The 13,978-nt window shown below is 41.4% G+C and carries 11 protein-coding genes; all 11 read right to left on the minus strand.

Annotated features, from left to right (window positions below; genetic code table 11):
* Positions 1 to 311: 311 nt before the first annotated feature.
* The 11 genes from MHI12_RS27345 to fliB (MHI12_RS27395) all read right to left on the minus strand — a co-directional run bounded on the left by MHI12_RS27345 (position 312) and on the right by fliB (MHI12_RS27395) (position 13,881).
* Complete coding sequence (locus tag MHI12_RS27345) at positions 312 to 1,220, minus strand: YitT family protein (RefSeq protein WP_405170825.1); 909 nt, start codon at positions 1,218 to 1,220, stop codon at positions 312 to 314.
* 132 nt (positions 1,221 to 1,352) lie between these two features.
* Positions 1,353 to 2,466, minus strand: a protein-coding gene (gene prfB, locus MHI12_RS27350; RefSeq protein WP_124116498.1) for a peptide chain release factor 2 whose coding sequence is annotated in 2 segments (ribosomal slippage) — positions 1,353 to 2,393 and positions 2,395 to 2,466 — 1,113 coding nt in all. Because the reading frame shifts where the segments join, the coding sequence is not laid out codon by codon here.
* A 478-nt stretch (positions 2,467 to 2,944) separates the two neighbouring features.
* Positions 2,945 to 5,449 (minus strand): preprotein translocase subunit SecA, encoded by a 2,505-nt coding sequence (secA, locus tag MHI12_RS27355; protein ID WP_341009164.1) that lies wholly within the window; start codon positions 5,447 to 5,449, stop codon positions 2,945 to 2,947.
* Between the two features lie 849 nt (positions 5,450 to 6,298).
* Positions 6,299 to 6,862, minus strand: coding sequence for a ribosome hibernation-promoting factor, HPF/YfiA family (hpf, locus tag MHI12_RS27360; RefSeq protein ID WP_405170826.1), 564 nt, complete (start codon positions 6,860 to 6,862; stop codon positions 6,299 to 6,301).
* 421 nt (positions 6,863 to 7,283) lie between these two features.
* Positions 7,284 to 7,481 carry a cold shock domain-containing protein gene (locus MHI12_RS27365; RefSeq protein ID WP_024631599.1) on the minus strand — a complete coding sequence of 66 codons (198 nt, stop codon included), beginning with the start codon at positions 7,479 to 7,481 and terminating at the stop codon, positions 7,284 to 7,286.
* A gap of 163 nt (positions 7,482 to 7,644) precedes the next feature.
* On the minus strand, positions 7,645 to 8,886 hold the full coding sequence (gene fliB, locus MHI12_RS27370; RefSeq protein ID WP_405170827.1) for a flagellin lysine-N-methylase: 1,242 nt from the start codon (positions 8,884 to 8,886) through the stop codon (positions 7,645 to 7,647).
* Between the two features lie 964 nt (positions 8,887 to 9,850).
* On the minus strand, positions 9,851 to 10,186 hold the full coding sequence (locus MHI12_RS27375; protein WP_405170828.1) for a hypothetical protein: 336 nt from the start codon (positions 10,184 to 10,186) through the stop codon (positions 9,851 to 9,853).
* Positions 10,179 to 10,583, minus strand: coding sequence for a flagellar export chaperone FliS (gene fliS, locus MHI12_RS27380; RefSeq protein WP_063567529.1), 405 nt, complete (start codon positions 10,581 to 10,583; stop codon positions 10,179 to 10,181). Before fliS ends, MHI12_RS27375 begins: the two co-directional genes overlap by 8 nt.
* 41 nt (positions 10,584 to 10,624) lie before the next feature.
* Positions 10,625 to 12,160 carry a flagellar filament capping protein FliD gene (fliD, locus tag MHI12_RS27385; RefSeq protein WP_405170829.1) on the minus strand — a complete coding sequence of 512 codons (1,536 nt, stop codon included), beginning with the start codon at positions 12,158 to 12,160 and terminating at the stop codon, positions 10,625 to 10,627.
* 15 nt (positions 12,161 to 12,175) lie between these two features.
* Entirely contained in the window at positions 12,176 to 12,553 is a 378-nt protein-coding gene (locus tag MHI12_RS27390; RefSeq protein ID WP_063567531.1) for a flagellar protein FlaG, read from the minus strand.
* 98 nt (positions 12,554 to 12,651) lie between these two features.
* Positions 12,652 to 13,881, minus strand: a complete 1,230-nt coding sequence (gene fliB, locus MHI12_RS27395; RefSeq protein WP_405170830.1) for a flagellin lysine-N-methylase — start codon at positions 13,879 to 13,881, stop codon at positions 12,652 to 12,654.
* Positions 13,882 to 13,978 lie beyond the last annotated feature (97 nt).

Here is a 13,978-nt window from a genome sequence, read left to right on the forward strand (position 1 = left end):
ACTCCGATGACAGAACATCCTTCCGATCACTGTTATCCCCAGATTTTTTTGATTCCCTATTCTAAAGGGGAAAATCCGGGGATAGCATATGCTTCCGAAGTAGCTTTCTTTCAGAAAGCTTTCAGGCGAACGTTCCACTTCTTCAAGATATTTCTGTCCTCTCCGTTATGTGAAATGTTAAGTTGAACTTTTAATAATAGAAAAGCAGGTACTCCCTCTCCGTTATCTCAGAGGAGGGCGTACCTGCTTTTTTTCTTAAATTTTCAAATTTATGAGCCTATATTGGCTCACTCATTATATTTTCAACCCGTTCAAACATGTTCTCCCCGCTTAAAACCTTCTCCAAGCACTTCGTGCGCGTTACTGATAATGACAAACGCTCCCGGGTCCACAGACCGGATCAACGCTTTGAGTCTTGGCACCTCATTTTGCCCAACGACTACCATCAGTACTGTTCGTTGATCGTCAGTGTAACCGCCTTTGGCTTCCAGCTTCGTTAATCCGCGATCCAGATCATCCAGAATCACTTTGCTAATCGCTTCTGTCTGGTTGGAGATAATATACGCCACCTTGGAAAAGCCTAGGCCCATCTCAACGGCATCGATCACTTTACCGGTAACATACAACCCAATCAGCGCATAGAGGGACTGCTCCAATGACAATACAAATGCAGCCATAATAATAACGGTAGCATCCATAATGACGACACAGAGGGAGTAACTCAGGCCACTGTACTTCTGCACGATCCTGGCGAGAATGCTCATGCCGCCTGTTGATCCTCTACCTCGGTATACAATTCCAATCCCTAAACCAACACCAATCCCACCATACAGTGAGCCAAGTAGTGGATTCGTTGTTGGAATGGCCCAATCCTTCGTGAGATAAACTAACAGTGGCAGGACAATACTGCCCAATACGGAGCGAACACCATACTGCTTACCAATAAGCAGGAAACCAGCGATCAGGAGCGGGATGTTAATCGCCCACTGGGTGTATGCCGGCTCCAGATTGATCCACTCCTTGCCTAGGATCGATAACCCGGACACTCCACCCGAAGCGATCTGATTCGGTAATAAAAATAAATTAAAGGCCACTGCGATTAAAAACGAGCCTACAATGATAGATACCGTATCCACGACGTTTCTCCATGGACCATTGAGTGGAATGAGGCTAGTTATCCTCTTTTTGCGATTATTGTGAAGTTGTGATCGTTGTTGCATGTTCTCGTGCTCTCCTTTGTTGTGACTGATCAGATGTTCGCTCATTTTTTCTATCCTATAAAATTATTCAAAAAAAAGCTCCCGTATACACCAGCATACGCCTACACGCATGGGTCCATACAGGAACTTATATTAATCCGTTTCTACTTTAATCTGGCTACGCAAATAACCATCGATGAATGCATCGAGGTCGCCGTCCATTACTGCCCCTGTATTCCCAGTCTCTACGCTTGTACGGTGATCCTTTACCATACTATAGGGATGGAACACATAGGAGCGAATCTGGCTACCCCATGAAATATCCGACTGATCTCCTCGGATTTCATCCAGCTGTTGTTTTTGCTCTTCAATTTTACGCTCATACAATTTCGAACGAAGCATTGTCATCGCTCGCTCACGGTTCTTGATCTGTGAACGTTCATTCTGACACGTTACAACTACACCTGTCGGAAGGTGAGTAATCCGTACTGCAGAGTCGGTGGTATTGATATGTTGTCCACCCGCGCCACTTGCCCGGTACGTATCGATCTTGAGGTCCTCTGTACGAATGTCCAATTCAATCGTGTCATCAATCTCCGGTACCACATCACAGGATACAAAGGACGTATGTCTACGGCCCGATGAGTCAAAAGGAGAGATCCGCACCAGTCGGTGTACACCTTTCTCGGCTTTCAGATAACCATATGCGTTATGTCCCTTGATCGACAACGTAACACTCTTGATCCCAGCCTCATCACCTGGCAGATAATCCAGTACCTCAACCTTGAAGCCACGCTTCTCGGACCAGCGTGTGTACATCCGGAGCAGCATCTGTCCCCAATCCTGGGACTCGGTACCACCCGCACCCGGGTGAAGCTCCAGAATCGCATTCATCTTGTCGTATGGCTGATTCAGGAGAAGTTGAAGTTCGAACTCTGCGACTTTGTTCACGATCGCTGTAATACTGTTACCAATCTCGGTAGCGAGGTCTTCGTCGCCTTCTTCATCCGCCAGCTCTATCATCATCACCGCATCATCATAATCCTGTTGGAGTTTGGTGTATTGATCCACAGATCCCTTCACCGCATTTAGCTCAGCGATTACGGATTGCGCCTTGTCACTATCATCCCAGAAATCCGGGGCAGACATCTTCACTTCGAAGTTGCCAATCATCTCTTGCTTCAGATCTAAGTCAAAGAGACCCCCTAAGGTTTGTTAGTTTCTTGCCTATTTCACGCAGGTCATGCTTCACGTTTGGATCGATCATGTGCAATTCCTCTTTTCATTAAGATAAGCTCCCCGCATCCAGGACATTCCTCCAGATCAAGTAAGTGATGCGCCACCCTGGTGTTGAGACTACTATTATATCAGTATATCTCTTCCCCGTGATCATGGTCATATTATTATAACTATGCACCATTAATCGGTTTTGCATCCTTCACTTCATCCTATGGAATACCCGGCTGCAAGGAGCCATTCATGTCATGCTATATAAGTTCACCTAGTTCATGTTACACCTGTTACTCCGATTACAGCAGCATCTTCCGATCGCTCTTATCCCAAGATTTTCTTGATTCCCTCTTTCAAGGGAAAAATCCGGGGATAGCGTATGCTTCCGATGTAGCTTTCTTGCAGAAAGCTTTTAGGCGAACGCTCCGCTTCTTCAGATTGCTTCTGCACTCTCCGTTATGGTGTAAAATCGAGGTTCAACTTATTACACTAAAGTGTATATAAAAACCATCGCTCTACTCTTGACCGTGGCAGTGTTTGAACTTCTTGCCACTACCGCATGGGCATGGATCGTTACGTCCGATTTGGTCGGAAACCTTCACTGGACGTTTCTCAGCAGGTTCACCGCTTGTCGAGATCTGACTTTCCTCAACAACCGCTTGACGCTCCTGATTGCTCTCGATCTGTGCTCTCATCACATAAGTCGCTACTTCTTCCTGAATCGAAGCGATCATCTGATGGAACATTTCGAAGCCTTCGAACTGGTACTCACGCAGTGGATCTGTACCGCCGTAGGCACGAAGGTGGATACCTTGACGCAATTGATCCATTGCATCAATATGATCCATCCACTTGCTGTCTACTGCACGGAGCACAACCACTTTCTCGAACTCACGAACCATCTCTTCGCCAATTCGCTCTTCACGTGCATTGTATTTGTTCTGAACTTTCGTAAACAGGTACTCGATGATCTCTTCTGCTTCCTTACCCCATAGATCATCTTTCGTTACCGAACCATCATCCAGCAATTTGCTGTTCATGTAATCGGCAACTTCCTGCAGCTCCCAGTTCTCCGGAATATCGTCACCACAATGTGCTTCAACGATACGTTCAATGGAAGGTTTGATCATATCCATAACGATTTGTTTAATATTTTCGGACTCCAGTACCTCGCGGCGCTGTTTATATATAATTTCACGTTGTTGGTTCATAACGTCATCATATTGGAGAACGACTTTACGCACGTCAAAGTTGTTACCTTCAACACGCTTCTGCGCCGATTCTACTGCACGGGTAATCATCCGGCTCTCAATGGGTTGGTCTTCTTCAAAACCAAGGCGCTCCATCATGTTCAATACATTGTCTGCACCGAAACGTCTCATCAATTCATCACCCAGTGACAGGTAAAATTGTGTTGAACCCGGGTCACCTTGACGTCCCGCACGACCACGCAGCTGATTATCAATCCGGCGTGATTCGTGACGCTCAGTACCGATGATATGAAGTCCGCCTACTTCAGCTACACCTTCACCCAAGATAATATCTGTACCCCGTCCAGCCATGTTGGTTGCAATCGTTACTGCACCCGCTTGACCAGCTCCTGAGATGATCTCTGCTTCTTCCGCATGGTACTTGGCGTTCAGTACCTGGTGTCTCACACCACGGCGCTTAAGCATGTCTGATAGGCGCTCCGAGTTCTCGATCGACACTGTACCTACCAGAACCGGCTGGTTCTTGCTGTGGCGTGCCACGATCTCTTCTACAACAGCATTGAACTTGCCATCGATGCTCTTATACACGACATCTGCCATGTCATCCCGCTTGTTCGGACGGTTGGTTGGAATTTGCAGTACTTCGAGGCCGTAGATTTTTTTAAACTCTTCTTCCTCGGTTTTCGCTGTACCCGTCATACCCGCAAGTTTACGGTACATCCGGAAATAGTTCTGGAAGGTAATCGTAGCAAGCGTCATGCTCTCGTTTTGTACTTCAATGCCTTCTTTGGCTTCAATCGCCTGGTGCAATCCATCACTGTAACGACGTCCAGACATCAGACGACCTGTGAATTCATCAACGATCATAACTTCCTCATCACTGACCACATAATCCACGTCACGACGCATGATTGCATTAGCTTTCAAACCCTGCACGATGTGATGGTTGAGAGTTACATTGGCATGATCATACAAGTTTTCGATACCAAATGCTTTCTCTGCTTTTGCCACGCCGGCCTCAGTCAACGCTACGGATTTAACCTTAATGTCTACCGTAAAGTCTTCTTCCGGCACCAAACGCTTCACAAAACGATCTGCTGCATAGTACATATCCGTCGACTTCTGAGCTTGTCCAGAGATAATGAGTGGCGTACGCGCCTCATCGACCAGGATGGAGTCTACTTCATCAATGATACAGAAGAACAATGGACGTTGTACCATTTGCTCTTTGTACAGCACCATGTTGTCACGCAGATAGTCAAAACCAAACTCGTTGTTCGTTCCGTAAGTAATATCACATGCATACGCATGTTGTTTCAAAGCATGGTCCATACCACTCAGGTTAACCCCTACCGACATGCCCATGAATTCATAGATTTGTCCCATTTCCTGGCTATCCCGCTGTGCCAAATAGTCATTGACCGTGACCACGTGAACACCTTTGGACATCAATGCGTTCAGATATACCGGGAGTGTTCCTACCAGCGTTTTACCTTCACCCGTTTTCATCTCGGAAATACGGCCTTCATGCAGAGCGATACCGCCCAGCATCTGTACATCGTAATGACGTTTGCCCAGTACACGGCGTGAAGCCTCACGTACGGTTGCAAATGCCTCTGGAAGAAGCTCATCTGTTGTTTCTCCCTTTTCAATACGAGCACGGTATTCGTCCGTTTTACCTTTCAGTTGTTCATCAGACAACGCCTGAAATTGTGGTTCCAGTTTATTGATCACATCGACCGTCTTCATCAGACGTTTAACATCACGTTCGTTCATGTCGCCGAAGATCTTTTTGACAAGTCCTAGCATGGTATACCCCTTTCGTGCAAAACAGAATAGACCCCCTGTTGCCGCCACGCGACACCATCGGATGGATGTTGCATCCACTTGCCCGGGGGTGACATACAATATGATTTGAGCTTAATGAAGGTTACACTTCGTCATCCGTGTAAAAATCAAATTCAAATCATATGCTAATAAGTAATATGATGAATCAACTCCAGGCTTGCCAAGCGTTCCTCATGAAGCTGATTCGGTATTCAAACGGATTCGGTTATTAAAAACTAGCCGAAGCCCGAGCCTTGCGAATCATGTTCATGGTGCTGTGCCTGTCATTGATTATGATTAGCGATCATTCGTTGACAATTCCTCATCAGGACAATGATTCTCTTTGCATAAATTGTAACAGTTTGTAAGGGCCGCCGCAACACGCCACGGCACACTTCTTTGAACTTCTGAGACATATCAAACGGAGTTTAAGTGCAAAAAATCATAGTCGTTAGCGGAAGCGTCCGATTGTCATGTTTCATTTTGCAAGGTAGACAGCCCTGTCAACGAATTTTGATGGTAAATTTGGATGGAAATCTCAATATCCAGTTCTCGAATGTAGGCGTACGAATATTTTCGTAAACATCCGAATCTGGAGACAAACTTGTACCAATTGTGATTCTTCATACTATCTATTAGACGCAGCAGCATAGGGAATAGTTTCACCATTTTATTTCCAAAGATCATTTCCCAGCTCCTCTACGCACAAAAGAGCCCCATCCCCTAAGGGATGGAAGCTCTTGATAAATCTAATCCAGGAACTACAGTTCCTGTGTTCATTATTATTAGATATTCATATGCAAGTTCAATCCGATGTTCTTGTACGTTAAATTAACCTTGTTCGATCAATCCGTACTTACCATCGTTCCGTTTGTAAACAACGCTAACTTCTTCACTGTCAATGTTGGAGAATACGTAGAAATTGTGACCAACCATGTTCATTTGGAGGATGGCCTCTTCCACGTCCATTGGTTTCAACATAAAGCGTTTCGTCCGTACGACTTCAAAATCATCGTCATCCGTGTCCGCATCCAGTTCAGCTGTAGCTACAGTACCTGTTGGATCTTCAACGAAGAGTGTTTTCAGGCTGCCTTCCTGGCGGAACTTACGGTTAATTTTTGTTTTGTGTTTGCGGATCTGACGTTCCAGCTTGTCCACCACGGAGTCAATGGATGCGTACATATCGTCGCTCTCATCCTCAGCGCGGAGCACAATGCCTTTCAAAGGGATCGTCACCTCTACCGTATGCAAACCTCTCGTCGTGCTCAATGTAACAGCACCGTCAGAGTTAAGGGGTGCATCGAAATACTTCTCGAGTCTACTCAACTTTTTGTCGACATAATCCTTCAAAGCATCAGTAACCTCGATTTGTTGACCTCGAATACTTAAATTCATAGGGCACTCCTCCTTTTTCCTTTGCCACTTCATTATAACACGAATGTAAGCGCCATGTAAAAACTCCCGGTGACCGAATAATGACATCTGTTCAAGCCACATCTGCCAACGTAGGCATAGCGCCATATTTCGCGATATTTCATCATATTCAGCCATAATCGAATATTTACTTGGTATGAATTATTAGGCGCTTGATGATGTATTTAACCGATTTTGAGCCTGCTCAATCTAATATGTAAAATGAACTTCAATCTATCTCTTGAATCTATTAAATTCACTAGAATCATGTGTCTAGGATAATCCTCAAATCTCGAATCTATTAGAACAAAAAAAGACCCCGGAAAGTACCGGAGTCTGATGCTAGCGATAATTCAATTTGGTAACCATCTAACCATATATGTAGGTCGGATTGTCCGGATGATTATAATTTGATTACGTTAGCTGCTTGCGGTCCACGCGCGCCTTCGACGATGTCGAATTCTACGGATTGACCTTCTTCCAAAGTTTTGAATCCTTCGGATTGAATTGCGGAGAAATGTACGAATACGTCGCCGCCATCTTCAGTCTCAATGAAACCGTAACCTTTTTCTGCGTTGAACCATTTTACTTTACCTTGCATGCACTAACATTCCCTTCGTCATCAAATGAAGTGAAGCTTTCGGCCTTAACCTCTGCCCACAATTCAGATAATACCATCCAAAGTTATCCATTGTCAATTGGAAACGTAAATGTTTTCTTGGTATTTTTTGTAGATTTTTGTTGAATACACTTCATTGAATAAATCAATTCTTAATGAGCAAACATAGATATCCCATTGATTCATATTTTTCATCTTCCAGAAATTCAATTATATTTTTCACATACACATTTGTATGTTCCGCTGTTTTAGTGAATGATTGGACAACTTTTATAACTTCGTCTTTTGTCAACCCTTTATTTTTTATAGAAATCCCAATAAGAAGGAGTTTCAAAAGCGTATAATGACTTACTAATATAGTGTATAGTCTATACACATTTCTGTTTTCACTCTTAGGGAATAAGTGAGAGTAAATAAAATTCACTGCATAGTTTTCAAAAATAAATTCATGGTCATCCATAAAGGGTTTATAGTAATCAAGGTATCCGTTTTGGTAGAAACTCACTAGATCAACAAGTTTACCTAACTCTTTTTGCTCATTAAGGCCCTCTAAATAATCTTGTACACACGACGCAAACCTACTGTCCGATCCAATATTGCCGAGATTTTTAGAAATGATATTATTCAACGTTATAAATTGAAATTCATGATCGGCGGGGAAAGTATCGTAATCTTGTAATACTTCATCATCATCCATTATTACTTTAAACTTTTCTATAAGTCCTTTAACATTAGTTTCATCTTCTAAGTTTTGATTTATTAATTGTTGTAATTGTTCACAAAACAATCCTAATAAGATCAATCTATGTGAAAAACTGAATTGTCTATTTTGGATAATTTCAATAGCAAAAATTCTTATTTCCCAGAAGAAATTCATAAAAGAAGAATTGTATTGAGTAGTAACCTTTTCCTTTATTTGTGCATTAGCTTGCAACATAGGCTCTGTATACGTAAACTCCATTTTTTCAGGGTTTAATAAAGCTAATCTGGCCACTTCTGGACAGGACATCACAGCAGAAATCTCCTGTTCGTTATCTACCCAAAATATGTTACGTGGATAAGTAGCGCATATTGGTGCCAAATACCTCTCTCCAAGAGATCCCTGTATTGTACAAAGCTTCTGTTCATCTAACATAGAACAACATCCTGTTCTCCTATCCATCTCCATTTGTGCAAAATGTTCATTAGTTCTATTAGAGGGTTCTAATCTTTCCATACCATTTTTAAGTTTTTCTCTTAACGCTTTCTGCGGAATACTTGTTAGATTATTATAGGTTTTTTTGTCAATTCGCACCTTCCATCCTATACAGCAGCTATCTTCACATTCAGAACCGATACATTTAAAGTCCAGCATATATGTTGGTACAAGTGCCTTTGGAGCATTCATAATATTTCACTCCTATCCATAATTTCATCTTTTTCAAGCAAACTAATTTTTGCAAATCACTCTTACTTTGAGTACTTACTAGTTGCCGATCATTTTAATAGTAGGTTCCATAAAAAACTTATTCCTCACTAAACTTGCGGTGTATGGCCCATATCTATAAATAACCACTTCCAACAATTCAAGCAAGTCACTAGACGAATGGTAGTGGCGATCCAAATTAAAGGGTAATCCAGATCTACTGCTAACTACTGTTTAGAGTTCCTCTAACTTCAAATTAGCTAAATCATTCATTGTACGCTCAAGCGTATTACAACCACTAACATTCGTAGATACTAAAGGTGAAACGATTGATAACTCCTTCCCTGCCAATGATGTGCGTATGCTGTCTGATACCAGGATACAGTTCAGGACCTATAATAACAGTGTCTTGTACTCAGAACGCGATCGGTTTTGATTCTTATCTGAATGAACTGGATAACTGTTCAAGAGTCAGGGTGTTCAATCTGTTTCCCGGGCAACAATATCTGTATCCTGATACGGCAAAGTTATGGCAGGAAGCCGCAGCATGAGTATATGAACGAAGCAGAAGGTGGATATGTTATGATCTACAAGTACTGCCTAACACACTTTCCTTCCATCCACTCGATGAGTATGAAGCTGAGATATATCTGATAAGGGATATATTAGGGCAATACAAAATATCACATAAAAGCAAATCACTAATGATACACTCCCATCATAGTAGACAGTAGGAAAACAAAACTTTTACATCTACATAATTCCGAATGAATACCGCAGAGCCATATAACAAGAATACCTTAATACATGATCCGAGCTAAGGTATCTAAGAGTTTAAATCAAGTTCTTCAGATATCCAGCAAAATAAATAAGGCATCCGGCAAGTGGAAACAGAAGCTGCATATCTCCTTTGTCTCCAAAGCACCGGATGCCTTGTTGTTACATTCTATTTCCGACTATCCATCAGATAAGCATCTGGCGTATAAGCTGTTTCATAGGTGCTTCGTTGTGCTTTAGCCTGATTGCGCTTCTTCAGCCAATGAGCCGCTTCGTTGCGTAAGAAATTAATGCGAACTTGAATTGTCATATCACGGCCAATAACCGCTCTTATGCACTGTTTTTCTGATTCTGTTAGTGGACTTTCCGATGCTTTCTGTTCGATCTGATCTACAATGATCTGTCTTCGATCCATCAGTTCGGAGAGCTCTTCATAAGTCAGCGCACCCAGCCTGCTCTGGATATCTTCCGACAGCTCTTCGAGAAGTCTGATCGAATCAGACATTAACCGCACTCCCTACGGAAGGCGCCGGAGTCGCAGAATCAAGTTTGCTGGCTTCGATCCAGGTTTCTTTTAGATCACACAGGTAGCCGAGAGCTTCTTCGGCCAGTTCTTTGGATTTTTTGATGTTGGCTTGAATTAGAAGATGATTCATATATTCATATAAGGAAAATAAACTTTTCGATATTTCATAAGAGCGGTCTAAAGTAGCCATAAGTTCAGATACGATCGTCTGAGCCTTTCCGAAAAAGAGATTTGCTTTCTCAATATCTCCATTTTCGACTCCATGAATCGCTGTTTTCACAAAACGAATTGCTCCATCGTAAGTCATGATTAGAAGTTGTGCAGGAGAAGTTTGAACTGCATTTTGGCGATATTTCTCATGTGGGGAAGTCATCATCTTCTCATTCACCCTTTACATAATTATTATTGTGAATTGAATTAACCGACTGATCCTGTCAACTGTGAGAGTTGCGACTGATATTTGGTCATTGCTGCTTCCATAGCTGCAAATTGTTTGTAATAGCGATCTTCAACAGCACTCATTTGAGTTGTCATTCTTTTAATACGACTATTATAGTCTTCCATTTGTTTACCCATGATGCTTTCAGGTTTAAAAGCAACCGTGGTGCTTCCATCAAACTTTGATGTACCCGCTCTCTTAGAAATACTATCCATTGCCTTATCTGCAGCAGATGCTAATTTACCGAATATGGATTGAGATACGTTTTCTCCTGTCCCTAGGAATAACTCAGTTAATTGCTGCGGATTCGATTCAATAGCTTCTTTGAATTTCTGTTCGTCTAAGTGGAGTTTACCATTCTCATAATAATATTTAGTCGATATTCCCATTGAGCTTAAGCCAGGAACCTGCAGGGCAGATCGCATCTCACTAAGCATTGTTTTTAAGAATGGATCATTCTTAAGTAAACCACTTTTAGCTTTTTTCTCCCAAGCTGTAATATCGGTTTCACTCATAGTAGAACGTTGCTCTTCTGTAAGAGGAGGAAAGTCCTTGAATTTTTCTTCCCTGATCATCGTATTTAAATTATTGATCAATTTATTGTAATCATCAATGAAGGTTTTGACTGTTTCAAGCGCTTTAGTAGGGTCCGTTTGGGTTGTTACAGTTATAGGACCTTTATCAGCAGTTAAACCCTGGAACGTCAATTTAACTCCATTGTGCGTGACAGAATTTGAATCGCTTTTCAATACTTCCCCACCATTAATTGAATACTCGGCTTGCTCCCCCTTTGCTGCAACTGCCTTGTCAGTCCAATTTTGCTGTGTATCGAACAGTGTTAAAAAACTATTGTTTACTGCAAAGTCTCCGCTAACTTCAGGTTTTAAAGCCCCAGGAATCTCAATTTTGCTAGCTGAGCCTTCTATTTTAGACGTAAGTATGAGCTTCCCTGATAAATCATCAAAAGCAGCTTTAACCTTCATATCCGGATCAGCATTAATTTTGGAAAGAACAGAAGAAAGCTGATCAGTAGCCTTAAAATCAAGGGTCTTTCCGTTGATTGTAACCTTGAACTGCTCAGTAAGATCAGTAGAGCCTTTTAGAGTTGCTAAAGTATCCATATTTTTAATTCCAGACTTTGGAGGTGTTTCGATTTTGGCTGCTGTAGCCAACTTCGTAACTGTTACAGCCATCTGAACACCATTAGCCGAAGCCAGTGCTTCAGCCTTAACGGCAGAACTTGCCGAATCAACCATTTTGCCACTGCTATCTTTCATAGTTGCAATTTGTGTGTTGAGAGCAGCTGAATTACGATAACCACTAGCTTGAGCTGTCAACTTATTTTTCCCGAAATCAAACAGTTGGCTGTTTACTTCTCTGTAAGTCTCTCGTTGCCATTGCAGAGCCTGTTTATTTTGATTCATTTTATCCAAAGGAATTCGCTTGGATGCCATCAAGCTTTTGACCAAACTATCTATATCCATACCCGAAAAGCCATTAACTCTTGTAACCATTAATTTCCCTCCCTCTTATACTCTCTCGTCAACAATAATTCCAGCGAGCTCCATCATGTTAGCTACTAGATCCAATGTCTTTTCAGGCGGAACCTCACGAAGTAATTCACCAGTCTCTTTGTTAAGCACTTTCACTATGATTTGATTTGTTTTTTCGTGAATGCTAATGTCCAGGGTAGTTTGCGGACCTTCTAACGCTTTTACTGCCTTCTCTATGCGGCTAATCAATTGCTCTTGCCCTAAAGAAGCAGTAACAAGTCCTTGTTGTACAAGATTGTTCAAATCCTTAGTTCCATGGGAAGCGGACACAATTGTTCCAAGAGTGCCCAAGCCAGCAATCGCAGGTGAAACCTCAGACTTAGTTTTGGCTGACAGCGAAAACTGAATATTCATCTCCGAACCCCTCCGACATTCAAATTCACTCATTACTCCTTATTATCGGCAATGAGAAGTGAATGGTTTAGGAATTCCGAAAATTTGCTTTTTTGAAGTTAGTTTTTGATCAATACAGACATGTAAGCCATACTTGTAAAACCGTTCTCTTTTAAGAGATTAAAGATTCCAGTTAAAAACAAACTATTATGCTCAACTACTTTGGAAAAAACCTGAATTGTAGCAATTATCGACTCTTGACTAAGACCTTCTTCCGCACCAGCAAGTCCGATAAGATGCAATTTAATAATCGCATAGTGGATTACAAGCAAGACGTAATTGTCGAAGACCTCATCAAAACCAGAAAGAGGGAAAAGATTTTGGTAAACATGGTTGACCAGATAATTTTCCAAAATATATTCGTGTTCTGACATGAAAGGACGATAGTAAGAGTGGAAAGCACGATCATATGCAGCAGCTTTTTCGTCCAAAAGTGAATCTCCAGAAGCATCCAATCCTTTTATCACCTTATCATATAGTTCCAGGTATCTCTTACTTCCTATCCCGTAAACAAATCTTTGCTGAGCAATCTTTTTAATCAACTCCATTTGTACTACCTGTTGCACGGGGATTGCATCAAAAGAATTTTTCAAACTTGAATCATTAAACATAATTTTATAGCTAGTAATCAAATGAGGCACTTCTTTATAGCGACTTTCCTTCATATATTCATCAAGTTTTTTATAAAACATTCCCAAGAAAATCAATCGATTCTGAAGCTCATAGTTTCGATCCTGCAAAATCTGTATGGTGAAAATTCTTAAATCCCAGAAATATTCAGCAATAGGAGCCGTATTTTCATTTTGGGTATTTAGCACTCTATGACGGCTAGATTCTGCCTCTCCACTTTGAATAATTTGATCAAATTCAATTCCATCAGGATTAAGTAAGGCTAATCTTGCGATTTCAGGACAAGACACTGTAGCTGATTTTTCAAGTCCTTCATCCACTCTATTTATATTTCGTGGATATGTGCTACAAACTTTAGAAAGATAAGATTCTCCTAATTCTAATTGAATCGAACATAATTTATTTTCATTCAAAAAAGAGCAATTTTTCTGATCATCCATTTTTAGTTTAGCGTATCTGAGACTATTCGGATTGGAACGATTTCTGGAAACGAATTTTTTGAGCATAGGAGTTAGTTTCGAGTGTTTAACTTTACGATATTTTTGATAGGTCTTTTCATCAATATCTACGCGCCAGCCGGAACAGCAGCTATCTTCACATGCAGAACCAATACAAGAAAATTTTTGCATATATTGTGCTGAAAGAATAGTTTGAGTCATGTAAAAAAATTCTTCCTTTCTTTTGAAGAGTCGTTACTATAATTATCGGAAAAAACACTCTAGCTCGTAACCTTTTATAAGAAAATAAAACAAAAAA

Source organism: Paenibacillus sp. FSL H8-0280 (assembly GCF_045040665.1).
GTDB classification, from domain to species: domain Bacteria; phylum Bacillota; class Bacilli; order Paenibacillales; family Paenibacillaceae; genus Paenibacillus; species Paenibacillus xylanexedens_A.

Excerpts from the sequence above, each read along its gene's own strand:
- MHI12_RS27345 (WP_405170825.1), bottom strand. The coding sequence starts at position 1,220 with ATGCAACAACGATCACAACTTCACAATAATCGCAAAAAGAGGATAACT.
- secA (WP_341009164.1), bottom strand. The coding sequence starts at position 5,449 with ATGCTAGGACTTGTCAAAAAGATCTTCGGCGACATGAACGAACGTGAT.
- hpf (WP_405170826.1), bottom strand. The coding sequence starts at position 6,862 with ATGAATTTAAGTATTCGAGGTCAACAAATCGAGGTTACTGATGCTTTG.
- MHI12_RS27365 (WP_024631599.1), bottom strand. The coding sequence starts at position 7,481 with ATGCAAGGTAAAGTAAAATGGTTCAACGCAGAAAAAGGTTACGGTTTC.
- fliB (WP_405170827.1), bottom strand. The coding sequence starts at position 8,886 with ATGAATGCTCCAAAGGCACTTGTACCAACATATATGCTGGACTTTAAA.
- MHI12_RS27375 (WP_405170828.1), bottom strand. The coding sequence starts at position 10,186 with ATGTCTGATTCGATCAGACTTCTCGAAGAGCTGTCGGAAGATATCCAG.
- fliS (WP_063567529.1), bottom strand. The coding sequence starts at position 10,583 with ATGATGACTTCCCCACATGAGAAATATCGCCAAAATGCAGTTCAAACT.
- fliD (WP_405170829.1), bottom strand. The coding sequence starts at position 12,160 with ATGGTTACAAGAGTTAATGGCTTTTCGGGTATGGATATAGATAGTTTG.
- MHI12_RS27390 (WP_063567531.1), bottom strand. The coding sequence starts at position 12,553 with ATGAATATTCAGTTTTCGCTGTCAGCCAAAACTAAGTCTGAGGTTTCA.
- fliB (WP_405170830.1), bottom strand. The coding sequence starts at position 13,881 with ATGACTCAAACTATTCTTTCAGCACAATATATGCAAAAATTTTCTTGT.